The organism is Massilia sp. BGA-UO-ETr-WB1 (assembly GCF_059567845.1).
The window spans coordinates 823007-848725 of record NZ_JCAQOT010000027.1 but is presented as its reverse complement, the minus strand read 5'-3'; the positions used below and the strand labels follow the sequence as shown (position 1 = coordinate 848725).

The 25719-nt window shown below is 64.2% G+C and carries 19 protein-coding genes and 1 pseudogene; 12 read left to right on the top strand and 8 right to left on the bottom strand.

The genetic code is table 11. The features are described from left to right. Nucleotides 1-126: 126 nt before the first annotated feature. From AC56DV_RS30550 to AC56DV_RS30525, 6 genes are all read right to left on the bottom strand, one after another. A complete protein-coding gene (locus AC56DV_RS30550; RefSeq protein WP_496318507.1) occupies nt 127-822 on the bottom strand; it encodes an ABC transporter ATP-binding protein in 696 nt (231 codons plus the stop codon). An 11-nt stretch (nt 823-833) separates the two neighbouring features. Then, entirely contained in the window at nt 834-1589 is a 756-nt protein-coding gene (locus AC56DV_RS30545; protein WP_496317956.1) for an ABC transporter ATP-binding protein, read from the bottom strand. Beyond that, on the bottom strand, nt 1586-2878 hold the full coding sequence (locus AC56DV_RS30540) for a branched-chain amino acid ABC transporter permease (protein WP_496317955.1): 1293 nt from the start codon (nt 2876-2878) through the stop codon (nt 1586-1588). Before AC56DV_RS30540 ends, AC56DV_RS30545 begins: the two co-directional genes overlap by 4 nt. After that, the gene (locus AC56DV_RS30535) at nt 2875-3819 is read right to left on the bottom strand and encodes a branched-chain amino acid ABC transporter permease (RefSeq protein ID WP_496317954.1); all 945 of its coding nucleotides are present in this window, start codon (nt 3817-3819) and stop codon (nt 2875-2877) included. The genes AC56DV_RS30540 and AC56DV_RS30535 overlap by 4 nt, the downstream gene beginning before the upstream one ends. An 89-nt stretch (nt 3820-3908) precedes the next feature. Continuing rightward, nucleotides 3909-5141 (bottom strand): branched-chain amino acid ABC transporter substrate-binding protein, encoded by a 1233-nt coding sequence (locus AC56DV_RS30530; RefSeq protein WP_496317953.1) that lies wholly within the window; start codon nt 5139-5141, stop codon nt 3909-3911. A 55-nt stretch (nt 5142-5196) separates the two neighbouring features. Continuing rightward, nucleotides 5197-6846 carry a 3-(methylthio)propionyl-CoA ligase gene (locus tag AC56DV_RS30525; protein ID WP_496317952.1) on the bottom strand — a complete coding sequence of 550 codons (1650 nt, stop codon included), beginning with the start codon at nt 6844-6846 and terminating at the stop codon, nt 5197-5199. Nucleotides 6847-7059: 213 nt separating this feature from the next. Between AC56DV_RS30525 and AC56DV_RS30520 the strand changes: the two genes are divergently transcribed. The 10 genes and pseudogenes from AC56DV_RS30520 to AC56DV_RS30475 all read left to right on the top strand — a co-directional run bounded on the left by AC56DV_RS30520 (nt 7060) and on the right by AC56DV_RS30475 (nt 14265). Beyond that, nucleotides 7060-8535, top strand: coding sequence for a protein adenylyltransferase SelO (locus AC56DV_RS30520; RefSeq protein WP_496318506.1), 1476 nt, complete (start codon nt 7060-7062; stop codon nt 8533-8535). A gap of 14 nt (nt 8536-8549) precedes the next feature. After that, the gene (msrB, locus tag AC56DV_RS30515; protein ID WP_496317951.1) at nt 8550-8948 is read left to right on the top strand and encodes a peptide-methionine (R)-S-oxide reductase MsrB; all 399 of its coding nucleotides are present in this window, start codon (nt 8550-8552) and stop codon (nt 8946-8948) included. Nucleotides 8949-9008: 60 nt separating this feature from the next. Beyond that, a complete protein-coding gene (locus tag AC56DV_RS30510; protein ID WP_496317950.1) occupies nt 9009-9641 on the top strand; it encodes a septation protein A in 633 nt (210 codons plus the stop codon). Further along, nucleotides 9638-9910: a BolA family protein gene (locus tag AC56DV_RS30505; protein WP_496317949.1), complete on the top strand. Its 273-nt coding sequence runs from the start codon at nt 9638-9640 to the stop codon at nt 9908-9910. The genes AC56DV_RS30510 and AC56DV_RS30505 overlap by 4 nt, the downstream gene beginning before the upstream one ends. A gap of 94 nt (nt 9911-10004) precedes the next feature. Next, nucleotides 10005-10784 (top strand): peptidylprolyl isomerase, encoded by a 780-nt coding sequence (locus tag AC56DV_RS30500; RefSeq protein WP_496317948.1) that lies wholly within the window; start codon nt 10005-10007, stop codon nt 10782-10784. A 90-nt stretch (nt 10785-10874) separates the two neighbouring features. Continuing rightward, a complete protein-coding gene (locus AC56DV_RS30495; protein WP_496317947.1) occupies nt 10875-11651 on the top strand; it encodes a foldase protein PrsA in 777 nt (258 codons plus the stop codon). Between the two features lie 141 nt (nt 11652-11792). Further along, nucleotides 11793-12467 (top strand): annotated as a pseudogene (locus tag AC56DV_RS30490) (methyl-accepting chemotaxis protein); the annotation flags it as partial. Between the two features lie 84 nt (nt 12468-12551). Next, on the top strand, nt 12552-13211 hold the full coding sequence (locus AC56DV_RS30485) for a DNA alkylation repair protein (protein WP_496317946.1): 660 nt from the start codon (nt 12552-12554) through the stop codon (nt 13209-13211). A 79-nt stretch (nt 13212-13290) separates the two neighbouring features. Beyond that, nucleotides 13291-14070, top strand: coding sequence for a class II aldolase/adducin family protein (locus tag AC56DV_RS30480; protein ID WP_496317945.1), 780 nt, complete (start codon nt 13291-13293; stop codon nt 14068-14070). 9 nt (nt 14071-14079) lie between these two features. Continuing rightward, nucleotides 14080-14265 (top strand): 4-oxalocrotonate tautomerase, encoded by a 186-nt coding sequence (locus AC56DV_RS30475; protein ID WP_496317944.1) that lies wholly within the window; start codon nt 14080-14082, stop codon nt 14263-14265. A gap of 136 nt (nt 14266-14401) precedes the next feature. Here the strand turns inward: AC56DV_RS30475 and purL are convergent, their stop codons facing one another. Next, nucleotides 14402-18448, bottom strand: a complete 4047-nt coding sequence (gene purL / locus AC56DV_RS30470; protein ID WP_496317943.1) for a phosphoribosylformylglycinamidine synthase — start codon at nt 18446-18448, stop codon at nt 14402-14404. 251 nt (nt 18449-18699) lie between these two features. On the opposite strand from purL, the gene AC56DV_RS30465 reads away from it, so the two are divergent. Both AC56DV_RS30465 and AC56DV_RS30460 read left to right on the top strand, forming a co-directional pair. Continuing rightward, on the top strand, nt 18700-20415 hold the full coding sequence (locus tag AC56DV_RS30465; protein WP_496317942.1) for a tetratricopeptide repeat protein: 1716 nt from the start codon (nt 18700-18702) through the stop codon (nt 20413-20415). Then, nucleotides 20415-22052: a tetratricopeptide repeat protein gene (locus AC56DV_RS30460; protein WP_496317941.1), complete on the top strand. Its 1638-nt coding sequence runs from the start codon at nt 20415-20417 to the stop codon at nt 22050-22052. Before AC56DV_RS30465 ends, AC56DV_RS30460 begins: the two co-directional genes overlap by 1 nt. A gap of 2 nt (nt 22053-22054) precedes the next feature. Here AC56DV_RS30460 and AC56DV_RS30455 read toward each other — a convergent pair whose 3' ends face one another. Then, nucleotides 22055-25669 (bottom strand): hydantoinase B/oxoprolinase family protein, encoded by a 3615-nt coding sequence (locus tag AC56DV_RS30455; protein ID WP_496317940.1) that lies wholly within the window; start codon nt 25667-25669, stop codon nt 22055-22057. Nucleotides 25670-25719: the final 50 nt, after the last annotated feature.

Below are 25719 nucleotides of genomic sequence, written 5' to 3'. Positions count from 1 at the left end.
TTCCTTCTTGTAAGTGTAAATGTCAGTAATGTCAGTCAGGAGCAGGCTGCAAAACTTAACTATACCGCAAAAACGAACGACCGTATTATTTTTTAATTCGTACGGCGTAAAGGGTTGGCGGCCATGTTACACCTCCAGCCACTCCTTGCGCACGGCGGCGTCCGCGCGCAGGGCGGCCGGCGTGCCCTCGAACACGATGGCGCCGTGGCCCATGACGTAGACGCGCTGCGAAATCTCCATGGCGATGGCCAGCTTCTGCTCCACCAGCAGCACCGAGATGCCGCGCTCCTTCAGCGCCAGCAGGTACTCGGCCACCAGCGCCACGATCTTCGGCGCCAGCCCCTCGGTCGGCTCGTCGATCATGATCAGGTCCGGGTCGCCCATCAGCGTGCGGCACAGGGTCAGCATCTGCTGCTCGCCGCCGGACAGCACGCCGGCCGCCACCGCGCGCCGCTCCTGCAGGCGCGGGAACATGCGGTACATATCATCCAGGCTCCAGCGCCCAGCGGTGCCGCTCTTTTTCTGCCCCAGCACCAGATTCTGCTCCACCGTCAGCGTGGGAAACACGTCGCGGTTCTCCGGCACATAGCCCAGGCCCTTGTGCGCGATCTGGTAAGCCTTCAGGCCCAGGATCTCCTGCCCCTTCAGCTTGACCGCGCCGGTGGCGCTGACCTGGCCCATGGCCGCCTTCACCAGGGTGGAACGGCCGGCGCCGTTGCGGCCCAGCAGGCTCACGATCTCGCCCGGCTTCACGTGCAGGTCCACGCCGTGCAGCACGTGGCTCTTGCCGTAAAAGGCATGCAGGTTGCGGATGTCGAGCATATGTTCTGCGCTCATGCAGCCTCCTCTTCGTGGCCGCCCAGGTAGGCGGCCTGCACGGCGGCGTTGCCGCGTATCCGCTCCGGCGTGTCGCAGGCGATCACCTCGCCGTACACCAGCACGGCGATCTTGTCGGCCAGGCCGAACACCACGCTCATGTCGTGCTCCACCATCAGCAGCGTCTTGCCGACGGTGACCTTGCGGATCAGCTCCACCGCCGCGTCCGACTCGGAACGGCTCATGCCGGCGGTCGGCTCGTCCAGCAGGATCACGTCCGCGCCGCCGGCGATGGTGATGCCGATCTCCAGCGCGCGCTGCTCGGCGTAGGTGAGCACCCCGGCCAGCACATGGCGCTGGCGCTGCAGGCCGATTTCCTCCAGCACCTGCTCGGCCCGCTCATGCGCGTCGCGCAGCTTGCCCAGGCGGTGCCAGAACGAGTACTTGTAGCCCAGCGACCAGAGCACCGCGCAGCGCAGGTTTTCGTACACCGACAGGTTGACGAACAGATTGCTGATCTGGAAGCTGCGCGACAAGCCCAGCCGGTTGATCTGGTAGGGCTTCAGGCCGCTGATGCGCTGCCCGTTCAGCCGGATCTCGCCGCTGCTCAAGGGGAAGCGGCCCGAAATCAGGTTGAACAGCGTGGACTTGCCCGCGCCGTTCGGCCCGATCACCGCGCAGCGTTCGCCCTGCTCTATGCTCAGCCTGGCGCCGCGGATGATCTCCGACTTGCCGAAGCTCTTGCGCACGTCCAGTAATTCCAATGCCTTCATCGCGCGCTCCTCGTCTGCAATGCAATCGCCGCGCAGGACTCGCCCCACGCTTCGGCGAACACCGGCTGCGCCTTGCGCCAGGCCAGGATGCTCGCCACCAGCAAGCCGCCCGCCACCGCCCAGGGCAGCACCGCCCGGGTGTCCACCGCCATGCCGAACAGCTGCTTCACGCTGCCGTTGGCCGCCTCCAGCGTCAGGTGGTACAGCATCTCCACGCCGGCCACAAAGCCGACCAGGCCCGGCAGCACCGCCAGGCAGACCCAGCCCAGCGGCCGGGCGATGCGGCCGAAATGGCCGAACTTGGCCGCCCGCAGCAGCAGCATGATCAGGCTGCCCAGTCCGCCCGGCGCGTAGCGCACCAGCAGCACGAAGAACAGGCCCAGGTACAGCTGCCAGGCCGGCGTGTAGTCCGACAGCAGCACCGAGAACAGGATGCCGACGATGGCCCCGAGCAGCGGCCCGAAGAAGAAGCCGATGCCGCCGATAAAGGTGAACAGCAGGATGCTGCCCGAGCGGATGGCACTGACGTTCTCCGCGCTGACGATCTCGAAGTTAATCGCCGACAGCCCGCCCGATACGCCGGCGAAGAAGGACGACAGGATCACCACCAGGTAGCGCACCCACTGCGTGTCGTAGCCGATGAACTCCACCCGCTCCGGGTTGTCGCGCACGGCGTTGATGATGCGGCCCAGCGGCGTGTGCGTGTAGGCGTACACGGCGGCGGTGCAGATGAACAGCCAGAACGCGATCAGGTAGTAGACCTGGATCTGCGGCCCGTAGGTGATGCCCAGCACGGCGCCGCCGATCACGCGGTTGGTGGTCACGCCGCCTTCGCCGCCGAAAAAGCCGGGGAACATCAGCGAGCTGGCGAACACCAGTTCCACCAGGCCCAGCGTGATCATGGCGAAGGTGGTGCCCGCCTTGCGCGTGGTGACGTAGCCGAACAGCACGCCGAAGCCCACGCCCGCCACCCCGCCCACCAGCGGGATCAGGCTGGTGGGGATCGGCAGTTGACCCGGCAGTTGGCCCGCGCCCGCCATGTTCATGGCGTGGATGGCGAAGAAGGCGCCCAGGCCGGAATAGACCGCGTGGCCGAAGGACAGCATGCCGCCCTGCCCCAGCAGCATGTTGTAGGACAGGCCGAAGATCATCACCGTGCCCATCTGCGACAGCAGGGTCAGGCCGCCGCCCTTGCTGAACACCAGCGGCGCGATCAGCAGGATGATGGCGTAGCTGGTCCACACCAGCCAGCGGCCCAGGTTGACCGGGGTATATCGTAGTTCTTTCATTCGCGCGTCCCCATCAAGCCTTTCGGGCGGAAGATCAAAATCAGCACCAGCAGCAGATACGGCAGGATGGCCGCGCTCTGCGCAATGGTGACTTTCAGCAGCGCGTACGCCGGCGTGGCGGGCGAGACGGCCATGCCCAGCTTGCCCAACAGGTGGGCCAGCGAATAGTCCAGCGCCACCGCCGTGGTCTGCATGATGCCGATCAGCAGCGAGGCCACGAAAGCGCCGGCCAGCGAGCCCATGCCGCCGACCACCACCACCACGAAGATGATGCTGCCCACCGTGGCCGCCATGGCCGGCTCGGTGACAAAGGCATTGCCGCCGATCACGCCGGCCAGCCCGGCCAGCGCGCTGCCGCCGCCGAACACCCACATAAAGATGCGCGGCACATTGTGGCCCAGCGCTTCGGCCGCTTCCGGGTGCGTCAGCGCGGCCTGGATCACCAGGCCGACCCGGGTGCGCGTGAGCACCAGCCAGATGCCGCCCAGCATGGCCAGCGCCACCACCATCATGAAGGCGCGGTAAGCCGGGAAGCTGGTGGAGAACAGCGTGAACAGCGGGCCGTCCAGCTCCTTCGGGATGGCGTACTGCACCGCCGCGCGGCCCCAGATCAGCTGCACCAGTTCCACGATCAGGAAGGACAGGCCGAAGGTGAACAGCAGCTCGGGGATGTGGCCGAACTTGTGCAGCGGCCGCAGGCCGTAGCGCTCGACCAGCGCGCCCAGCAGGCCGACGGCGACGGGCGCCAGCAGCAGCGCCGGCCAGAAGCCGACCACGCTGCTGATGGTGTAGGCGATATAGGCGCCCAGCATGTAAAAACTGGCATGGGCGAAGTTCAGCACGCCCATCATGCTGAAGATCAGCGTCAGTCCGGAGGACAGCATGAACAGCAGCAGTCCATAACTGATGCCGTTAAGCATAGTAAACAGGGTAAATTCCATGGGATTTCCGTGGTGATTCGTGACGGCTCGTAGGGCGGGTTAGCGGCTGGCCGCGTAACCCGCCAAGCGTTGCGGCGGTTCGCGGCGCCTTACGCGCCAGGCCGCTTCATCTGGCACGAGGTCGGCTGGCCGGCCACATAGGCGTCGATCTTCTTGTCCATCTTCCAGCCGTAGCCGGTGTTCTCCTGGTCGTACTTGACGTCCTTGCCGTTGACCTTGGTCCAGGTGCCGATGTACAGCGGCTGCTGCAGCTGATGGTCCTGCTTCTGCATCATCACGCCGCCGTTCAGCGACTGCGCCTTCATCCCTTCCAGCGCGAACGCCACCTTCACCGGATCGGCCGTCCTGGCCGCCTTGATGGCCTGCGACAGCATGGTGATGATGACGTGCGTCTGCGCGGCGTAGTAGTCGTCGTTGTACTTGGCCTTGAACGCTTCCACCACTTCCTTGCCGTTAAAGGTCTCGTTGTTGATCATCCAGTTGCCGATGATCTTGGTGCGCTCGGCGCCGGCCGCGCCCATCGCGGTCGGCACGCCGGTGGTGATGCCGTAGTAGGTGTAGAAGTTGGCCTTCAGGTCGGCGTCCTTGGCGGCGCGCACCAGCAGCGCCAGGTCGGCGCCCCAGTTGCCGGTGATGACGGAATCGGCGCCGGAAGCCTTGATCTTGGCGATGTAGGGCGAGAAGTCCTTCACCTGGCCGATCGGGTGCAAATCGTCGCCCGCGATCTTGATGTCGGGCCGTTTGCGCGCCAGGTATTCCTTGGCCGCGCGGCTGACCGCATGGCCGAAAGCGTAGTTCTGGCCGATGATGTAGACCGACTTGATATTCTTGTCCGGCGCCATGTAGCTGGTCAGCGCCTCCATCTTCATGTCGGAGTTGGCGTCGAAACGGAAATGCCAGAAGCTGCACTTGCTGTTGGTCATGTCCGGATCGATCGCCGCGTAATTCAGGTAGACGATTTCCTTGCCGGGATTGCGCTCGTTGTGCTTGTTCACCGCGTCCAGCAGCGCCAGGCCCACGCCGGAGCCGTTGCCCTGCGTGATGTAGCGGTAGCCCTGGTCGATCACGGCCTTGAGCTGGGTCAGCGATTCCTGCGGGCTGCCCTTGTTGTCGAAGCCGTTCACTTCGATCTTGTTGTCGCCCGCCCACTTGCCCTTGGTGGCCATGTCGGCGATCAGCTGGAAGCTTTTCAGTTGGTTCTGGCCGACCGGCGCAAACGGGCCGGACAGCGGGTCGATGAACGCGATTTTCACGGTCTCGGCCAGCGCGGCCGTGGACAACAGGGTAAGGCTGACAGCAACTGCGAGCTTGCGGTAGGTCATGGTCTCCATCCTTCTTTTTAGTTGTGATTGTCCATCTTACAACTTCGTTGCAACTCTATGCCGTAGGCAGTTTGTACTCCTTATATTGCTCACGCAACTTGTTTTTCTGGACTTTGCCGGTGCCGCCCAGCGGCAGCGCGTCGGCGAACACCACGTCGTCCGGCAGCCACCACTTGGCGATCTTGCCTTCGTAGAAGGCCAGCAGTTCCTCGCGGCTCACCTCCATGCCCGGCTTGCGCACGATCACCAGCAGCGGGCGCTCGTCCCATTTCGGGTGCGCCACGCCGATGCAGGCCGCCTGCATCACGGCCGGATGCGACACGGCGATGTTTTCCAGGTCGATGGTGCCGATCCACTCGCCGCCGGACTTGATCACGTCCTTGCTGCGGTCGGTAATCTGCATATAGCCGTCTGGGTCGATGGTGGCCACGTCGCCGGTCGGGAACCAGCCGTCCCGCAGCGGGTCGCCGCCCTCGTCCTTGTAATAGGCGGCGATCACCCACGGGCCTTTCACCATCAGGTGGCCGTAGCTGCTGCCGTCCCACGGCAATTCCTTGCCGTCGTCGTCGACGATCTTCATGTCCACGCCGTACACCGCGTGGCCCTGCTTGAGCAGGATCTTGCGCTGCTCGTCCTGCGGCAGCTCGAGGTGCTTGCCGAGCAACACGCCGGCCGTGCCCAGCGGCGACATTTCCGTCATGCCCCAGGCATGGATCACTTCCACGTCCAGTTCGTCCATCAAGGTATTCATCATGGCCGGCGAGCAGGCCGAGCCGCCGATCACCGTGCGGCGGAAACTGCTGAATTTCAGCTTGTTTTGCAGCATGAAGTTGATCAGGCCCAGCCAGACGGTCGGCACGCCGGCCGAGAACGTTACTTGCTCGGCCTCGAACAGCTCGTACAGCGACTTGCCGTCCAGCGCCGCGCCGGGGAACACCATCTTGGCGCCGCTCAGCGGCACCGAGTACGGCAAGCCCCAGGCGTTCACGTGGAACATGGGCACCACGGGCAGCACCACGTCGCGCGAGGTCACGTTGAGCGCGTTCGGCAGCGCGGAACCGTAGGCGTGCAGCACGGTCGAGCGGTGCGAGTACAGCGCGCCCTTGGGGTTGCCGGTGGTGCCGGAGGTGTAGCACAGCGTGCAGGCCGAGTTCTCGTCGAACAGCGGCCAGGTGTAGTCGTCCGAATGGGTGTCGATCAGGTCTTCATAGCAGAGCAGGTTGGCGATCCTGGTTTCGGCTGGCATGCGGTCGCGGCCGCACATCAGCACGTAGGTCTTGATCTGCTTGCACTGCGCCGCCACCGCCTCCACCGCGGGCAGGAAGGTTAGGTCGAACATCAGCACCTGGTCTTCCGCGTGGTTGATGATGTAGGCGATCTGCTCCGGGTGCAGGCGCGGATTGATGGTGTGCAGCACGGCGCCGGAACCGGACACCGCATAGTAAGCCTCCAGGTGGCGGTAGCCGTTCCAGGCCAGGGTGGCGACGCGGTCGCCCAGCGCAATGCCCATGCCGTGCAGCGCGTTGGCCAGGCGGCGAGCGCGCTGGTGGCAGTCGCGGTAGGTGTAGCGGTGGATGTCGCCTTCGACGCGGCGCGACACGATCATGCTGTCGCCGAAATGGCGGGCTGCGAATTCAATGATGCCGGATACAAGCAGGGGCTGATTCATCATCTGCCCCATCAGCGGGCTCTGCGGAAGCGACATTCGATCTCCTAAGTAACTTTGTCTTTTAATTATTTCTAACCTCGAACCCATATTCGTACGTGCGTGCTATTTTCGTCAAACGGTTTCTATGCTGCGGTGCAGCAAACGCCACACCCCGGTGTGTCTGGTTGCGTTACCAAGTGTAACGGCGATGGCAAAGCCCATGCCACCGCCTAGAATCGGCTCTGTGCGTTAAAATTTGACCTTCACCCCATCGCCACTGGAACCGCCATCAATAAGCTGCCCCTGGACAACTCGTTCGCGAGTCTCCCGCCCTCCTTCTACACCCGCCTGATGCCGACCCCGCTGCCCGAACCGTATATGGTGGCGGTCAGCCCGCCGGCGGCGGCGCTGATCGGCCTGGACGCCGCCGCGCTGGCCGAACAGCAGGCCATCGACATCCTGGCCGGCAACGCCGTGCCTGAAAGCGCCCAGCCGCTGTCGGCCGTGTATTCCGGCCACCAGTTCGGCGTGTGGGCCGGCCAGCTGGGCGACGGCCGCGCCATCCTGCTGGGCGATGTCAACACCCCCGCCGGCCCCGTGGAATTACAATTGAAAGGCGCCGGCCTCACGCCCTACTCCCGCATGGGCGACGGCCGCGCCGTGCTGCGCTCCTCGATCCGCGAGTTCCTGTGCTCGGAAGCCATGGCCGCGCTCGGCATTCCCACCTCGCGCGCGCTGTCCGTCACCGGCTCGGACCAGGGCGTGATGCGCGAAACCGTGGAAACGTCGGCGGTCGTGCTGCGTATGGCGCCCACCTTCATCCGCTTCGGCTCCTTCGAGCACTGGTCCAGCCGCCAGCAGCCGGAACAGCTGAAAATCCTGGCCGACTACGTGATCGACCGTTTTTACCCGCAGTTGCGCGCCGAAGAGAACCCGTACGCGGCTTTTCTGGCCGAGGTGACGCGCCGCACGGCGGAGCTGATGGCCCAATGGCAGGCGGTGGGCTTCATGCACGGGGTCATGAACACCGACAATATGTCGATCCTGGGCGAGACCCTGGACTACGGGCCGTTCGGCTTCATGGAAGCCTTCGACAGCGGCCACATCTGCAACCACAGCGACCAGCAGGGCCGCTACGCCTACGGCATGCAGCCGCAGATCGGCCACTGGAACTGCTATGCGCTGGGCCAGGCGCTGCTGCCGCTGATCAACGAGATTCCCGCCGCCCAGGCCGCGCTGGACGTCTACCAGCCCGCTTTTGCCGCCAAAATGGACGCGCTGCTGCGCGCCAAGCTGGGCCTGGCGACCGCACAGGACGGCGACCGCGAGCTGATGGACGCCACGTTCGCGCTGCTGCAGGAGAATCACGCCGACTTCACGCAATTCTTCCGCACCTTGAGCAATCTCAAGACCGATACCGATGAGCAGGACCATGATCTTCGGGATGAGTTCATCAACCGCGAGGCCTTCGACGCCTGGGCGAACCGCTACCGGGCCCGCCTGCGCGCAGAGCACAGCGACGATGCGGCGCGCAAAGTTGCAATGGACGCGGTTAACCCCAAATACGTACTGCGCAATTACCTGGCGCAGATTGCAATTGAGAAAGCGCAAAATAAAGACTTTACGGAAGTCGAGCGTTTACTGTCAGTTTTGCTGCGCCCGTTCGACGAACAGCCGGAGAATGAAAGATACGCGGCCCTGCCTCCGGACTGGGCCAGTCATTTGGAAGTTAGCTGTTCTTCTTAAGAAAGCTTTAAATCATGAACGATAAAGTAGTCAAAACGGATGCCGAATGGCGCGCCCAGTTGGACCCGATGGAATACCAGGTAACGCGCCACGCGGCCACCGAGCGCGCCTTCACCGGCAAGTTCTGGGACCACCACGAGCACGGCATTTACACCTGCGTGTGCTGCAACACGCCGCTGTTCGCGTCCGACACCAAGTTCGATTCCGGCTGCGGCTGGCCGAGCTATTTCGAGGCGCTGAATCCGGCCAACGTGACCGAGGTGGTGGACCGCTCCCATGGTATGCTAAGGACAGAGATTATTTGTGCCGTCTGCGACGCCCACCTGGGCCACGTCTTCCCGGACGGCCCGCCACCTACCGGATTGCGCTACTGCATTAATTCCGCCTCGTTGCGCTTCGATCCCCAAGATTGATCACAAACGTACATAAAACGTACATAAGACGTAAATAACAACCATAACAACGGCCTCACCATGAAAATCCTGTTCGACTTCCTTCCGCTGCTGGTCTTCTTCGGCTGCTACAAACTGGGCGGCATGCATCCGGAAGCGGCGCAAGCCTTCGTCAACACCTACATGAGCAGCCTGCTGTACGACGGCACCGCCACGGCCGACCAGGCCCCCATGGTGATCGCCACCATGGCCGGCATCCTGGCCAACGCGGCGCAAATCGTCTACCTGAAGCTGCGCGGACGCAAGGTCGATTTCATGCTGTGGCTGTCGCTGTTCCTGTTCGTCGTGTTCGGCGGCCTGACCATCTACTTCCATGACGAGATCTTCATCAAGTGGAAGCCGACCATGATCTACTGGTGCTTCGCGGTGGGCTTGCTGGTGGCGCGCTACGCGTTCAAGAACAACCTGATTCGCAAAGCCATGGGCGCGCAGCTCACGCTGCCGGACGACGTCTGGGAAAAGCTCAACCTGTCGTGGACCCTGTTCTTCGCCGCGCTGGGCGCCATCAACCTGTTCGTCGCCTTCGTGCTGTTCAAGTCCGACTTCTCCTCCTGGGTCAGCTTCAAGGCATTCGGCACCACCGGTTTGACATTCGCCTTCATTATCGTCCAGACTATTTACCTCGCTAAATATATGAAGGACGAAGAAGCATGACCGATCCGCGCATCGCCAAGATTGAAGAACGCCTGCGCGCCGCCCTGCAGCCGGCCGAAATGGTGCTGGAAGACGAGTCCGCGCTGCATGCCGGCCATGCCGGAGCAGCCTCCGGCGGCGGCCATTACCAGCTGCGTATCGTTTCCGATAAATTCGAAGGTCTTAAACTCGTCACAAGACATCGACTCGTGTATGATTCCGTGCACGATATGATGCGTGGGGAGATACACGCATTGGCCATTACCGCACTGGCACCGTCTGAAGTATGATATGCGCGGAGATTTGGAAATAATGAGAGACAACGCGATCACACAAAATCCGGCTCTCCGCAATTAAGAACTTTACCCCTTAGGATTTGAAATAATGAATTTGAAGCCAGCCCGTCTGCTGATCGCACTTATCGCTGTTGTTGCGGCACCCGCTTTTGCCCAGAACCTGGCCGTCGTCAACGGCAAGGCTATCCCGTCGTCGCGCGTGGATGCGGTCGTCAAGCAAGTTGTTGCCCAAGGTCAGCAACCGGATTCCCCACAGCTGCGTGAAGCCATCAAGAAAGAAATGATCGGCCGCGAAGTGCTGATGCAGGAAGCGGAAAAGCAAGGTTACTCCAAGAACGCCGACGTCAAAGCGCAGCTGGAGAACGCGCGCCAGGCCATCTTCATCAACGCCCTGGTCGGCGAATACGTGAAGAAGAACCCGGTCAGCGACGCCGAGATCAAGGCTGAGTACGACAAATTCGTAGCGCAAACCGGCAACAAGGAATACCACGTGCGCCACATCCTGGTGGAAACCGAAGCCGAAGCCAACGCGGTCATCGCCAAGCTGAAGGGCGGCGCCAAGTTCGAAGAACTGGCCAAGACCTCGAAAGACACCGGCTCCGCAGCCAACGGCGGCGACCTGGACTGGGCAACCCCGTCGTCCTTCCCTAAAGTGTTCTCGGACGCCTTCGTGTCCCTGCAAAAAGGCCAGGTTACCGAGAAAGCCGTGCAGACCCCGAACGGCTTCCACGTGATCAAAGTGGACGACGTGCGCGAAGCCAAGCTGCCTACCCTGGACGAAGTGAAGCCGCAAATCTCGGACGCGCTGACCCAGAAGAAGCTGCAGGCTTACCAGGAAGAACTGGTTAAGAAAGCCAAAGTACAGTAATTAGTCAGCAGTAAGGAACGGCGCCCTTGTGGCGCCGCTATCATTTGGGCTACGCGCACTGCGCTCCCGTGTTTTTTATAGGATGTGATAATGATTTTGAAGCCAGCCCGCCTGTTGTTAGCCCTGATCGCTGTCGTTGCAGCTCCGGCATTCGCACAAAACGTTGCTACCGTTAATGGCAAGGCCATTCCGGCATCGAAAGTAGAAGCCATCGTCAAGCAAGTAGTCGCCCAAGGCAAACAAGCCGATTCGCCACAACTGCGCGACGCCATCAAAAAAGACCTGATCGGCCGCGAAGTGCTGATCCAGGAAGCCGACAAGCAAGGCGTGGGCACCCGCGCCGAAGTGAAAGCCGCCCTGGAAAACACCCGTCAAAGCATCATCATCAACGCCATGCTGGCGGACTACGTGAAGAAGAACCCGGTTTCCGACGCCGACATCAAAGCCGAGTACGACAAGTACAAAGCACAGGTGGGCGACAAGGAATACCACGCCCGCCACATCCTGGTGGAAACCGAGCAGCAAGCCAAGGACATCATCGCCAAGCTGAAAGCCGGAGGCAAGTTCGAAGAACTGGCCAAGCAGTCGAAAGACGGCTCCGCCAACAACGGCGGCGACCTGGACTGGGCAGCGGCAGGCTCCTACGTCAAGCCATTCTCCGACGCCATGGTGGCCCTGAAGGACGGCCAGATCACCGAAACCCCGGTGAAGACGCAGTTCGGCTACCACGTGATCAAGCTGGAAGGCTCGCGCGCCGCCAAGCTGCCGTCGCTGGACGAAGTCAAAGGCCAGGTTGCCGAGGCCCTGACCCAGAAGAAAGTTGCCGCTTACCGCGAAGAACTGGTGAAAAAAGCAAAGATCCAGTAATCTCCGCTTAAAGTTATACCTTTGTTGTACCTAAAATGGCACTTGCACCAAAGTGCCATTTTTTTTGTTTACGGAACAAGACCACGCCCTGCTGGTGACAGCCACCAATACCAGGACCACCTCGCCGCCATGGCGCAGTAAATCCGGGCCGGTACCGATACAATTGCCCTCGCCTCGCAGGAAATCGCCTCCGGCAAGCTGGATTTATCCAACCGCACTGAAGAACACGCCGGCTCGCTGGGCCGTACCGCTTCCTCGATAAATCAAATTACCGCAACCGTCAAACAAAATGCCGATAATGCCCGCCAGGCAAATGCACTGGCCGCATCCGCGTTCCAAGTGGCGTTAAAAGGTGGAGACATGATTGAAGAAGTCGTTAAAACCATGAGCTCGATTAACGATTCTTCCCGCAAGATTGTCGATATTATCTTTCGCCGTGGTTGCATCCGAAGTGCTGAATCTGGCGCAGCGCTCCGCCGCCGCAGCGCGGGAAATTAAAGGCCTGATCGACGATTCAACTCAAAAAGTGGATGCCGGCATCCGACTGGTGGACCAGGCAGGCACCACCATGCAGGAAATCGTCAATAGCGTAAAACGGGTAACCGATATCATGGCGAGATCAGCCACGCCAGCCAGGAACAAACGGCCGGCATCGAACAAGTTAATATCCCAATTAACCGGATGGACCAGGTCACCCAGCCAAATGCCGCGCTGGTGGAAGAAACCGCCGCAGCAGCGGCCTCCATGCAAGACAAATCATCCAATCTCGCGCAAGTGGTAAGCCGTCTTAAACTATCAGCCCTGGATACAGCATAGGCGCTCTGCGGAGCGCCTCTTTTTTTCGCCAGCAGGATACCAGATTCCGGCACGATCACGCCAGACTCTGGCATACTTTCACCTATGAACACTGAATTTCTGCAGCAAGTCCAGGCCACACTGCTTTCAATCGCCGATCCCGAGCGCGCAAAGGCAATGCGCGCCTATATGCGCGATCAATTCGACTATTTGGGCATCGCCACCCCGGCGCGGCGCGCCGCCTTAAAGCCCCAGCTGCGCCAGTTAAAAGGCAGCGGCCCCGCGCACCTGATTGCACTGGCAAATGAATTATGGGAACTGCCCGAGCGCGAATATCACTACGCCGCGCTGGACCTGCTGGACATGCACCGCAAAGAACTCGCAATCCAAGATATTCCCGCCCTGCTCGCCCTGGTCCAGCGCAAATCCTGGTGGGACACGGTAGACGCATTGGCGGGCATTATCGGCGAAGTATTACAGGGGCGGCACGATTATATGGACGATGCACTGGCCCACGAAAATTTCTGGATGCGCCGCATCGCCCTATTGCACCAATTAGGCTGGCGCGGCAATACCGATAGCGGCATGCTTTATTCCTATTGCCTGGCATTGGCACACGAAAAGGAATTCTTTATCCAGAAAGCGATCGGCTGGGCATTAAGAGATTATGCACACCACGCGCCGGAAGAGGTCAGGGCCTTCACGCAAAAGAATAAAGGCACGCTGGCAGCGCTCAGCTACCGCGAAGCCACCAAACATCTTTAACCGGCATATATGCCGCAGCGCATGACAGCCATTACCGCTGGCGGATTAACAGCGTCAAACGGCCTGCTAATCTGTCCCGATGGACAGACTCTCTACATCAGGCCAAGCCGCATTAACGCCGCCCGGCATCACCAGCCCCGCCGAATGGCAAACCCGGATTGATCTCGCAGCCTGCTACCAGCTGTGCGCCCAATTCGGATGGGACGACGGCATATATACCCACATATCTGCCGCCGTTCCCGGCGAACCGGGCCACTACTTAATCAACCCCTTCGGATTCCGATTCGACGAAATCCGTGCATCCAATCTCGTCAAGGTAGACCGCAGCGGCAACATCATCTGCCGCTCCCCGCATCCGGTCAACCGGGCCGGCTTTGCGCTGCACGGCGCCGTACACGCGGCCCGGCCGGACGCCGCCTGCGTCATGCACCTGCACAACCCCAGCGCCATCGCCGTCGGCATGCAAGGCCCAGGGCTGCAGCCGCTGTCGCCCTACGCCCTGCGCTTCTACGGCGAGCTGGCCTACCACGACTACGAAGGCCTGGACATGACGCCAGCCGAGCAGGCCCGGCTGACGGCAAGCCTGGCCCGGCACCCCGCCCTGCTGCTGCGCAACCACGGCAGCCTGACGGTCGGCCGCACCATCGCCGAAGCCTTCGTACTGATGCAAACGCTGGACCAGGCCTGCCGCCTGCAGCTGCTGGCCCAATCCGCCTGCATGCCCCTGCGCCAGCCCAGCGAAGCCGTCTGCCTGAAAGCGCACCGCGAGCTGCTTGGCGACGGCAGCCCCGAAGGCCGCCTCGAGTGGCCCGCCCTGCTGCGCCGGCTGGACGCCACCACCCCCACCTACCGCACCTGAGGAACCGCCATGCCCACCATCAACGTCCAACTCTTCGAAGGCCGCACGCCCGAGCAAAAGCGCGCCTTCGTCCAAGCCATCACCGAAGCCACCTGCGCCACGCTGGGCTCGACGCCCGACTCCGTGGACGTGCTGATCCACGAAGTCAAAAAAGAGCACTGGGCCACCGCCGGCCGCCTCTGGTCCGAAGAATAAACAATTCCGAAAAGACAAATGGGGTCAGGGTTAATTATTCGGGAAATATTTCCAAAATAATTAACCCTGACCCCATTTTGCAGTGAAGAATAAAAAAAGCCGGGCGGACCCGGCTTTTACGCATTGACCGGCAGATTTAGCCGATGAACTTGCGGGCGTTGCGGAACATGCGCATCCATGGGGAGTCTTCACCCCACGATTCAGGGTGCCAGGATTGCTGCACCGAACGGAATACGCGCTCGGCGTGCGGCATCATCACCGTGAAGCGGCCGTCGGCCGTGGTCACCGACGTCAAACCTTGCGGCGAGCCGTTCGGGTTGTATGGGTAGGCTTCGGTGGCGGCGCCCTTGTTGTCGATGAAACGCAGCGCGGCGATCGCTTCGCCGATGTTGCCGGTCTGCGAGAAGTCGGCGTAGCCTTCGCCGTGCGCGATGGCGATGGCGGTCTGGGTGCCGGCCATGCCCTGGAAGAAGATCGACGGCGAGTCCAGCACTTCCACCATCGAGAAGCGCGCTTCGAATTTCTCGGATTTGTTGGTGGTGAACTTCGGCCACGCATGCGCGCCCGGGATGATCGATTTCAGGTTGCTCATCATCTGGCAGCCGTTGCACACGCCCAGGCCGAAGGTGTCGCTGCGGCCGAAGAAGCGCGCGAACTGCTCTGCCATCGCCGGGTTGAACAGGATGGACTTGGCCCAGCCTTCGCCCGCGCCCAGCACGTCGCCGTACGAGAAGCCGCCCACGGCGATCACGCCCTGGAAGTCGTCCAGCTTGACGCGGCCGGCGATCAGGTCGCTCATGTGCACGTCCACCGCGGCAAAGCCGGCCTGGTGCATGACCCACGCGGTTTCGATGTGCGAATTGACGCCCTGCTCGCGCAGGATGGCAACGCGCGGACGCGCGCCGGTGGCCAGGAACGGCGCGGCCACGTTTTCCGACGGGTCGAACGTCAGTTTCGGCGAGATGCCCGGGTCGGCCAGGTCCAGCAGGCGGTCGTATTCGGCGTCCGCCGTGGCTGGATTTTCGCGCATGCGCGACACGCGCCAGCTGGTTTCGCTCCACAGGCGGTGCAGCTCGAAGCGCGGCTGGCTGTAGACCAGCTTGGCGTCACGGGTGAACTCGATCACGCCACGGTCGTTCGGCTTGCCGATGATGTGGCTGCAGGCGCCCAGGTTGAACGAGCGCAGCACGTCCATGACCAGCGATTTCTCGTCGGCGCGCACTTGCACCACGGCGCCCAGCTCCTCGTTGAACAGCGCTTTGAGCGTCTGCTCGTTGCGGCGTTCGCCGATCTGCGCGGCCCAGTTCTTGGCGTCGCCGTGGTCGGCGCCGTGGCCGGCGTCCAGGGTCAGGATATCGAGGTTGATCGACAGGCCGGCGCGGCCGGCAAAGGCCATCTCGGTCAGCGTGCCGTACAGGCCGCCGTCCGAACGGTCGTGGTAGGCCAGCAGCTTGCCGTCCCGGTTCAGTTGCTGGATGGCGGTGAAGAAGGCCTTCAGGTCTTCGGCGCTGTCGACGTCCGGCGCTTCGTTGCCCAGCTGGCCCATCACCTGCGCCAGCGCGGAGGCGCCCATGCGGTTTTTGCCGCGGCCCAGGTCGATCAGGATCATGACGGTGTCGCCCGCGTCCATGCGGATCTGCGGGGTCAGCGATTTGCGCACGTCGTACACCGGCGCGAAGCCGGACACGATCAGCGACACCGGCGACATCACGGCCTTGCTCTGGTCTTCGTCCTTCCAGGTGGTGCGCATGGACAGCGAGTCCTTGCCGACCGGGATGGAGATGCCCAGCGCCGGGCACAGTTCCATGCCCACCGCCTGCACGGTGTCGTACAGCGCGGCGTCCTGGCCCGGCTGGCCGCAGGCGGCCATCCAGTTGGCGGACAGCTTGATGTCCTCGATCGAGCGGATCGGCGCGGCGGCCAGGTTGGTCACCGTTTCGCCGACGGCCATGCGGCCCGAGGCCGGCGCGTCGATCACGGCCAGCGGGGTGCGCTCGCCCATCGCCATCGCTTCGCCCAGGTAGCCTTCGTAGCTCATGGCGGTCACGGCGCAGTCGGCCACCGGCACCTGCCACGGGCCCACCATCTGGTCGCGCACCGACATGCCGCCCACGGTGCGGTCGCCGATGGTGATCAGGAAGGATTTGTCGCCCACGGTCGGCAGCAGCAGCACGCGCTTGGCCGCTTCTTCCAGCGAGATGCCGGTCAGGTCGATGGCCGGGTAGTCGTTCTGCACATGGTGCACGTCGCGCTGCATTTTAGGCGGTTTGCCCAGCAGGACGTCCATCGGCATGTCGACCGGGCTGTTGCCCATTTCGTCGTCGATCAGCTTGAGCTGGCGCTCTTCGGTGGCGGTGCCCACCACGGCGAACGGGCAGCGCTCGCGGTCGCACATGGCTTTGAACGCTGGCAGGTCGTTCGGCGCGATGGCCAGCACGTAGCGTTCCTGCGATTCGTTGGACCAGATTTCCTTCGGCGCCATGCCGGATTCTTCCAGCGGGATCTTGCGCAGGTCAAACAGCGCGCCGCGCTTGGCGTCGTTGGTGATTTCCGGGAAGGCGTTCGACAAGCCGCCGGCGCCCACGTCGTGGATGGAGATGATGGGGTTGTTCGGACCGAGCTGCCAGCAGCCGTTGATCACTTCCTGGGCGCGGCGTTCCATTTCCGGGTTGCCGCGCTGGACCGAGTCGAAGTCCAGGTCGGCGGTGTTGGTGCCGGTGGCCATCGAGGAAGCGGCCGAGCCGCCCATGCCGATGCGCATGCCCGGACCGCCCAGCTGGATCAGCAGGCTGCCGACCGGGATGTCGTTCTTGTGCGTGTGCTGGCCGGAGATGTTGCCGATGCCGCCGGCAATCATGATGGGCTTGTGGTAGCCGTACACGGTGTCCGGCGTGCCGGCCGTCTGCGTGCCGACGTTCTGCTCGTAGGTGCGGAAGTAGCCGCCCAGCACCGGACGGCCGAATTCGTTGGAGAACGCGGCGCCGCCCAGCGGGCCGTCGATCATGATCTGCAGCGGCGAGGCGATGCGGTCCGGCTTGCCGTAGGCTTTCGACGTGTCGCGCTGGGCGTACGGCGCGGTCACCGAAGCGGCGTTTTCCCAGGCCTGCACGGCGCCCGGGATCATCAGGTTGGACACGGTGAAGCCGCACAGGCCGGCTTTCGGCTTGGCGCCACGGCCGGTCGCGCCCTCGTCGCGGATTTCGCCGCCGGCGCCGGTGGAGGCGCCGGGGAACGGGGAAATCGCGGTCGGGTGGTTGTGGGTCTCCACCTTCATCAGGGTGTGGGTGAGCTCGGTGGTGGCGGCGTATTCCTGGCCGGCGCCTTGCGGGAAGAAGCGCGAAACCACGGCGCCTTCCATGATGGACGAGTTGTCGCTGTAGGCCACGATGGTGCCCTTCGGCTGTTTCTCGTGGGTGTTCTTGATCATCTTGAACAGCGACTTGTCCTTCGCTTCGCCGTCGATGGTCCAGTCGGCGTTGAAGATCTTGTGGCGGCAGTGTTCGCTGTTGGCCTGCGCGAACATCATCAGTTCCACGTCGGTCGGATTGCGCTGGGCCTTGGTGAAGGCCTCGTGCAGGTAGTCCACCTCGTCTTCCGACATGGCCAGGCCGAGGTCGGTATTGGCTTTCTCCAGCGCCTGCTTGCCGGCGCCCAGCACGTCGATCGCTTCCAGCGGCTTGGCTTCCAGCGTGCGGAACAGGCCGGCGGCTTCGTCGGCGTGGCGCAGCACGGAATCGGTCATGCGGTCGTGCAGCAGCGCCGCTACGGCCTCGGCCTGCTCGGCCGACATCTTGCCGGCGCCGATGCTGCTGCCCAGGAAACCGGCTTTCAGATGGATGCGGTAGGCCACGCCGCGCTCGACGCGCTTGATGTGGGCCATGCCGCAGTTGTGCACGATGTCGGTGGCTTTGGATGCCCATGGCGAAATGGTGCCGAAACGCGGGATCACGACAAATTCTTCGACCGCGCCGCCGTCGGCCAGGTCGGCCTGGGCGGGCTCGCCGTAGGTCAGCAGCCCTTGCAGGCGGCTGGTGTCGTCGCTGGAAAGCGGCGCGGCGGCGTCGATGAAGTGCAGGTGGCGCGCTTGCACGGCCGTAATGGCGGGCAACACGGCTTGCAGTTGAGTGAGGAGGCGTTGGCTACGGAATGCAGACAGGGCGTTAGAACCCGGCAAAATCAACATGGTTGGGAGGTGGTTGAGCAGCGTGGCTGCGGATTAAAGAAGAAATCTGTGCGGCTAAAATCCTTTGCCCGGCATTATACCCTGTTAGCACCTCCCCGGGCAGGGTCCGCTATACAGCTTTGTCACGCGCAGACCTGGCCGCTCGTGCCCTTGAAGCAACATTTTTGCTGTATAAGTGCTGCAATGCACCCAAATGTGGCTATCCTTGGAGTATGCTGGAAAAAAAGTATGCCCGGCTTGAAAGAAAGAAGATGCCAGACTATAGCAACCTGTCGGTCCTGATCGTCGACCCCAACCAGGGTATGCGCGCCAGCGTCCACAATATGCTGACCCAGGTGAACATCACCAAGGTGGAGCACGCCGTCAGCGCCGGCACGGCCATCCGGGCGCTGAACAAGCGCGACTTCGACGTCATCCTGTGCGAATACGACCTGGGCAGCGCCGGCGGCAACGAGGTGGGCCAGGACGGCCAGCAGTTGCTGGAGGACTTGCGCCTGCACCGCCTTATCAGCCAGTGGGCCATCTTCATCATGCTCACCTCCGAGGGCGTATACAGCAAGGTGGTGAGCGCCGCCGAGCTGCTGCCCACCGATTACATCCTGAAACCGTTCACCGTGGACGTGCTGTCGCAGCGCATCGGCCGCGCGCTGGAGCGGCGCGCCACCTTCCTGCCGGTGTACCAGATGATAGGCCAGGGCAAGGCGCGCGAAGCGATTGCCGCCTGCCTGACCAATGAGACCGCGCAGCCGCGCTACGCCACCGACTACGCCCGCCTGCGCGCCGAGCTGCTGGTCAGCCTGGACCGCCTGCCCGAGGCGGAACAGGCCTACACCGCCATCGTCGCCAGCAAGCCGCTGGGCTGGGCGCAGCTGGGGCGGGCGCGCTGCGCTTTCGCCATGAAGCGCTATCCGGACGCACAGGCGCAGCTGGAGACGCTGGTGGCCGACAATCCCAAGCTGATGGCGGCCTACGACCTGCTGGCCCAGGCGCTGCGCGCCCAGCGCAAGGACCAGGAAGCGCAGAAGGTGCTGGAAGACGCCATCGCCATTTCGCCGCACATGGTGTCACGCCTGCGCAACCTGGGCGACGTGGCCTATGCCACCGGCGACATCGAGGCGGCCGAGAAGGCCTTCAAGCAGGTGGTGGCCAAGGCCAAGTACTCCGAGTTCCGCGACCCGGCCGACCATGTGAACCTGGTGCGCACGCTGGTCAGGAAAGGCGATGCGGGCGGCGCCTCCGCCGTGATCCGCGACATGGAGCGCTCGCTGCGCAGCGGCCCGGACGTGGAAGTGTGCCGCGCCTACTCGTCCTCCATGCTGCAGGAGCTGAACGGCAAGCCGGATGCGGCGGCGGCCGAACTGGCCAAGGCCATGGCGCTGCTGTCGGAAACCACCGGCATGTCCAGCAACATCAAGCTGGGGCTGGCGCACAGCTGCCTGGTGAACCGCATGGACGAACAGGCGGCGCGGCTGTTCGATGAATTGACCAAGGACCCGGACAGCGGCGTGAGCGCCGAAGACGTGGTGGGACTGTGCGCGCAAGCCGGGCGCGAGGACGTGGCGCGCAGCTACGACCAGCAGCTGGACCTGGAGGTGGACGCCATGGTGCGCCAGGCCGCCGAGAAAAGCCGCAACGCCGACCTGGCGGGGGCGGTCGAAGTGCTGCAGCAGGCCCTGCGCAAGCGCCCCGAGCACAAGGGCTTGTGGACCGTGGCCGCCACCGCCATGCTGCGCCAGATCATGGACCTGGGCTGGGACGCCACGCTGGCGGTGCAGTGCACCGGCCTGCTGCGCCGCATCCGCGACGACAATCCCGCCCATCCGCTACTGCCGGGCCTGATCGCCCAGTACGCCGCCATCCGCCAGAAATACGCGCCCGCCGTGGCGGCTTCCGCCGGTGCAGGCGCTGCCGCCGGTGCGCCGCCTGCCAACCCGGCCGCCGCGCCGGCCGCCGCGGAGTCCCGCTGATGCAAGACTACGCCGACCTCTCCGTCCTGCTGGTGGACCCGAATCCCGGCATGCGCGCCAGCCTGCGCAACATGCTGAACCAGTCCGGCATCGTGCGCATCGACGACGCGGTGAGCTCCGGCACGGCCATCCGCCAGCTGGGCAAGAAGAACTACGACCTGGTGCTGTGCGAGTACGACCTGGGCAGCGGCAGCGGCGACAACGGCCAGGACGGCCAGCAGCTGCTGGAAGACCTGCGGCACCACAAGCTGATCGGCCCCTGGACCATCTTCATCATGCTCACCTCGGAAGGCGTATACGGCAAGGTGGTCAGCGCCGCCGAACTGCTGCCGTCCGACTACATCCTGAAGCCGTTCACGGTGGAAGTGCTGCTGCAGCGCATTGCCAAGGCGGTGGGCCGGCGTACCGCCTTCCTGCCCATCTACGAGAAGATTACCCAGGGCGACGTGCGCGGCGCCATCGCCGCCTCCACGGCGGCCGAAGCGAACCATCCGCGCCACGCCACCGACTTCGCCCGCCTGCGCGCCGAGCTGTATTTCGGCGAGGGCCTGCTGGCCGAGGCCGAACTGGCCTACCACACCATCCTGGCCGGACGGCCGATAGGCTGGGCGCACCTGGGCCTGGCGCGCTGCCAGTTCGCCGCCCAGCGCTACGACGACGCCCTGCTCACGCTGGACAAGCTGCTGTCGCAGAACCCCAAATACATGGCCGCCTACGACCTGCTGGCGCGCACCCACGAGGCGCTGGGCCAGGCGGTGCAGGCCAAGAAGGTGCTGGAGGACGCGGTGGCGATCTCGCCGCACATGGTGAGCCGTTTGCGCCACCTGGGCACGGTGGCCTATGAAACCGGCGATATCGGCGTGGCCGAGAAAGCCTTCAAGCAGGTGGTGGCGAAAGCCAAGTACTCCGAGTTCCGCGACCCGGAAGACCATGTCAACCTGGTCAGGGCGCTGGTCAAGAAAGGCGACGCCAACCAGGCCAGCGGCGTGATCCGCGACCTCGAGCGCTCGCTGCGCGGCAACGCCAACACCGAAGTGTGCCGCGCCATCTCGGCCGCCCTGCTGCTGGACCTGACCGGCAACGACACCGCCGCCGCCGCCGAGCTGAGCAACGCCGTGGCCGCCGTGGCGCTGGCCAAGGGCTTGTCCAGTCCCCTGAAACTCAACCTGGTGCAAAGCTGCCTCAAGCACAAGCTAGACAAGGACGCGGCCGGCGTTGTCATCGACATGATGAACGACAGCGACAGCGGCTTGTCGATGGAACAGGCGGTGGGCGTGTTCGAGCAGGCCGGCCGGCACGACCTGGCGCGCGGCATCGGCGAGCAGATCACGCACCAGGTGGAGGAGCTGCTGGAAAGCGCCGCCGGCCATCTGGAACAAGGCGACCACCGCGCGGCGGTCAGTTCGCTCAATATGGCCTTGCGCAAGAGCCCGGGCAACCTGTCGGTGCTGTACGCCGCCGCCAGCGCCATGCTGCGCCAGCTCGACGAGCTGGGCTGGGAAGCGCCGCTGGGCGAGCAAGCCGGCCAGCTGCTGCAGCGCCTGGGCCGCATCGACAGCGGCAACCCCGACTACGACATCCTGCTGCAGCAATACAGCGCCACCCAGCGCAAGTACGGCATTTCCACCACGGCTTAGCCTTAAGTTTCGCCGTAACCGCCCCCGCCCGGCGTTTCGATAATGAACACGTCGCCCGGCGCCATGTCGGTCTTACCGATGTGCCCCAGCTGCTCGATGCTGCCGTCCGCGCGCTGCACCAGGTTGCGTCCCACCTGGCCCGGCTGCCCGCCGGCCATGCCGAACGGCGCATGCAGGCGGTTGTTGGACAGGATGGCCGCCGTCATCGCCTCCAGGAAGCGCACCTTGCGCACGCCGCCGTCGCCGCCATGCCAGCGCCCCGCCCCGCCGGAACCCTGCCGGATCTCGTAGCTCTCCAGCCGCACCGGGAAGCGGAATTCCAGGATCTCCGGGTCCGTCAGGCGCGAGTTGGTCATATTGGTCTGCACCACCGAGGTGCCGTCGAAGCCCTCGCCCGCGCCCGAACCGCCGCTGATGGTCTCGTAGTACTGGTAGCGCGCGTTCCCGAAGGTGAAGTTGTTCATGGTTCCCTGCGACGCGGCCAGCACGCCCAGCGCGCCGTACAGCGCGTTGGTGATGCAGGTGGACGTCTCCACGTTGCCCGACACGACAGACGCCGGATAGTGCGGATTGAGCATGGAGCCCGGCGGGATCAGCACCCGCAGCGGCTTGAGGCAGCCGGCGTTGAGCGGAATCTCGTCGTCCACCAGCGTGCGGAACACGTACAGCACAGCCGCCATGCACACGGCCGACGGCGCGTTGAAGTTGTTCTCCAGCTGGCCGGAGGTGCCGGTGAAGTCGATCTCGGCGCTGCGCCCGGCCCGGTCCACCCGCACCGCCACCTGGATCTGCGCGCCGTTGTCCAGCTTGAGCGTGTAGCTGCCGTCGTGCAGCGCGCCGATCACGCGGCGCACCGCCTCTTCGGCGTTGTCCTGCACATGGCCCATGTAGGCGCGCACCACGTCCAGCCCGAAGTGCGCCACCATCTTGCGCAGTTCGTCCACGCCTTTCTGGTTGGCGGCCACCTGGGCGCGCAGGTCGGCCATGTTCTGGTCCGGGTTGCGGGCCGGGTACTTTGCGCCGGCCAGCAGGGCGCGGGTTTCAGCGTCCCGCAGCTGGCCGCCCGCCGCGCCGTCCACCAGCTTGAAGTTGTTGATCAACACGCCCTCTTCCTCGATGCTGCGCGAGTCGGGCGGCATCGAGCCGGGCGTGGTGCCGCCGATGTCGGCGTGGTGGCCGCGCGAGCCCACGTAGAACAGGATCTCCCCGCCCGCCTCGTCGAACACCGGCGAGATCACCGTCACGTCCGGCAGGTGCGTGCCGCCGTTGTACGGGTCGTTCAGCATGTAGACATCGCCCGCGCGCATGCGGCCGGCGTTCTCGCGCATCACGGTCTTGATGCTTTCGCCCATGGAGCCCAGGTGCACCGGCATGTGCGGCGCGTTGGCGATCAGGTTGCCGTCGGCGTCGAAGATGGCGCAGCTGAAGTCCAGGCGCTCCTTGATGTTCACCGAGTAGGCCGTGTTCTGCAGCCGCAGGCCCATCTGCTCGGCGATCGACATGAAGAGGTTGTTGAAGATCTCCAGCATCACCGGGTCTGCCGTGGTGCCGATGGCGCGCCGTTCGGGCAGCGCTTCGACCCGCGTGAGCACCAGGTGGTCGTGGGGCGTGACCACGGCTTGCCAGCCCGGCTCCACCACCGTGGTGGCGTTGGCTTCGGCGATGATGGCCGGGCCGTTGATGATGTCGCCGATGCGCGTGTCCTCGCGCTGGTAGAGTGGCGTGTCGCGCCAGGCGCCGGCCGCGTACATCGGCACCACGGCCGACGCCTGCAGCCCGCCTGCGCGCGGCGCCTGCCGCGGCACCGCCTCCGCCGGCGCATCCGACGCGCCGACCGCCTCCACCGACACCGCTTCCACGATCAGCGCCTTGTGCTGCATCAGGAAGGAGAAGCGCTTCTTGTAAGCCGCTTCGAACTGCGCCTTCATGCTGTCCATGCTGTCGAACAGCACGATCAGCGCGGAATCCGTGCCCTCGTAGCGCAGGTGCACGCGGCGTATCAGCGAAATCCGTTCCGCCGCCACGCCCTGCCGCAGCAGCCCGCCGCGCGCCTCTTCGCCCAATGCCGCCAGCCGCTGCGACAAGTCCTGCCCGCCGCCTTCGGCCAGCCGTGTCTCGACCGCAGCCTCGCGCATCGCGGTCTGGTCGGCCAGGCCCATGCCGTAGGCCGACAGCACGCCGGCCAGGGAATGGATGAACACCGTTTTCATGCCCAGCGCATCGGCCACCAGGCAGGCGTGCTGCCCGCCTGCGCCGCCGAAGCTGGTCAGCGTGTACTCGGTGACGTCATGCCCGCGCTGCACGGAAATCTGCTTGATCGCGTTGGCCATATTGCCGACCGCGATTTCGATGTAGCCGGCCGCCACCTGCTCAGGCGTGGCCGGGGCGCCCGAAGTGTCCGGCGCCGCGGCGTTGATTTCATCGGCCAGCGCGGCGAAGCGCTCGCGCACGGCAGCGGCGTCCAGCGGCTGCCTGCCGTCGGCGCCGAACAGTTTGGGGAAATGGCCGGGCTGTATCTTGCCCAGCATGACGTTGCAGTCCGTGACCGCCAGCGGCCCGCCGCGCCGGTAGCTGGCAGGCCCCGGATTGGCGCCCGCGCTGTCCGGCCCCACGCGGAAGCGGCTGCCGTCGAAATGCAGGACCGAGCCGCCGCCCGCCGCCACGGTGTGGATGCTCATCATCGGCGCGCGCATGCGCACGCCAGCCACCTGGGTCTCGAACACGCGCTCGAAGTCGCCCGAAAAGTGCGACACGTCGGTCGAGGTGCCGCCCATGTCGAAGCCGATGATGCGCTCGAAGCCCGCCAGCCGGCTGGCCCGCACCATGCCGACGATGCCGCCCGCCGGGCCGCTCAGGATGCTGTCCTTGCCCTGGAAGGCGCGCGCGTCGGTCAGGCCGCCGTTGGACTGCATGAACTGCAGGTTCACGCCCGGCAGCTCGCTTGCCACCTGGTCCACATAGCGCCGCAGGATGGGCGACAGGTAGGCGTCCACCACCGTGGTGTCGCCGCGTGCCACCAGCTTCATCATCGGACTCACCTGGTGCGACACCGACACTTGCGTGAAGCCGATTTCGCGCGCGATGGCCGCCACCGCCGCCTCGTGCGCGCTGTAGCGGTAGCCGTGCATGAAGACGATGGCCAGCGAGCGCAGGCCCGCGTCGAACGCCGCCTGCAGGCCGGCGCGCGCGCCTTCCGCGTCCAGCGCCCGCACCACCTCGCCGTGCGCGCCCATGCGCTCGTCCACTTCCACCACGTGGCTGTACAGCAGCTCGGGCAGCACGATATGGCGGTCGAACAGGCGTGGACGGTTCTGGTAAGCGATGCGCAGCGCATCGCGGAAGCCGCGCGTGATGGCCAGCGCGGTGCGCTCGCCCTTGCGTTCCAGCAGCGCGTTGGTGGCCACCGTGGTGCCCATCTTCACCGCCTCGATGCGCGCCGCCGGCACCGGATCGCCTGCGGCCACGCCCAGCAGGTGGCGAATGCCGGCAATCGCCGCGTCGCGGTACTGCTCGGGATTCTCGGACAGCAGCTTGTGCGTGCGCAGCCCGCCATCCGGCATGCGCGCCACGATGTCCGTAAACGTGCCGCCACGATCGATCCAGAACTGCCAGTCCATACGCTACCTCCAGCTATGCGAGAAGCGCTTATTGTAGTGCGCATGGCAAT

Coding starts and splice junctions, on each gene's coding strand:
- AC56DV_RS30550 (WP_496318507.1), bottom strand. CDS start 822: ATGCTCGACATCCGCAACCTGCATGCCTTTTACGGCAAGAGCCACGTG.
- AC56DV_RS30545 (WP_496317956.1), bottom strand. CDS start 1,589: ATGAAGGCATTGGAATTACTGGACGTGCGCAAGAGCTTCGGCAAGTCG.
- AC56DV_RS30540 (WP_496317955.1), bottom strand. CDS start 2,878: ATGAAAGAACTACGATATACCCCGGTCAACCTGGGCCGCTGGCTGGTG.
- AC56DV_RS30535 (WP_496317954.1), bottom strand. CDS start 3,819: ATGGAATTTACCCTGTTTACTATGCTTAACGGCATCAGTTATGGACTG.
- AC56DV_RS30530 (WP_496317953.1), bottom strand. CDS start 5,141: ATGACCTACCGCAAGCTCGCAGTTGCTGTCAGCCTTACCCTGTTGTCC.
- AC56DV_RS30525 (WP_496317952.1), bottom strand. CDS start 6,846: ATGTCGCTTCCGCAGAGCCCGCTGATGGGGCAGATGATGAATCAGCCC.
- msrB (WP_496317951.1), top strand. CDS start 8,550: ATGAACGATAAAGTAGTCAAAACGGATGCCGAATGGCGCGCCCAGTTG.
- AC56DV_RS30510 (WP_496317950.1), top strand. CDS start 9,009: ATGAAAATCCTGTTCGACTTCCTTCCGCTGCTGGTCTTCTTCGGCTGC.
- AC56DV_RS30505 (WP_496317949.1), top strand. CDS start 9,638: ATGACCGATCCGCGCATCGCCAAGATTGAAGAACGCCTGCGCGCCGCC.
- AC56DV_RS30500 (WP_496317948.1), top strand. CDS start 10,005: ATGAATTTGAAGCCAGCCCGTCTGCTGATCGCACTTATCGCTGTTGTT.
- AC56DV_RS30495 (WP_496317947.1), top strand. CDS start 10,875: ATGATTTTGAAGCCAGCCCGCCTGTTGTTAGCCCTGATCGCTGTCGTT.
- AC56DV_RS30485 (WP_496317946.1), top strand. CDS start 12,552: ATGAACACTGAATTTCTGCAGCAAGTCCAGGCCACACTGCTTTCAATC.
- AC56DV_RS30480 (WP_496317945.1), top strand. CDS start 13,291: ATGGACAGACTCTCTACATCAGGCCAAGCCGCATTAACGCCGCCCGGC.
- AC56DV_RS30475 (WP_496317944.1), top strand. CDS start 14,080: ATGCCCACCATCAACGTCCAACTCTTCGAAGGCCGCACGCCCGAGCAA.
- purL (WP_496317943.1), bottom strand. CDS start 18,448: ATGTTGATTTTGCCGGGTTCTAACGCCCTGTCTGCATTCCGTAGCCAA.
- AC56DV_RS30465 (WP_496317942.1), top strand. CDS start 18,700: ATGCCAGACTATAGCAACCTGTCGGTCCTGATCGTCGACCCCAACCAG.
- AC56DV_RS30460 (WP_496317941.1), top strand. CDS start 20,415: ATGCAAGACTACGCCGACCTCTCCGTCCTGCTGGTGGACCCGAATCCC.
- AC56DV_RS30455 (WP_496317940.1), bottom strand. CDS start 25,669: ATGGACTGGCAGTTCTGGATCGATCGTGGCGGCACGTTTACGGACATC.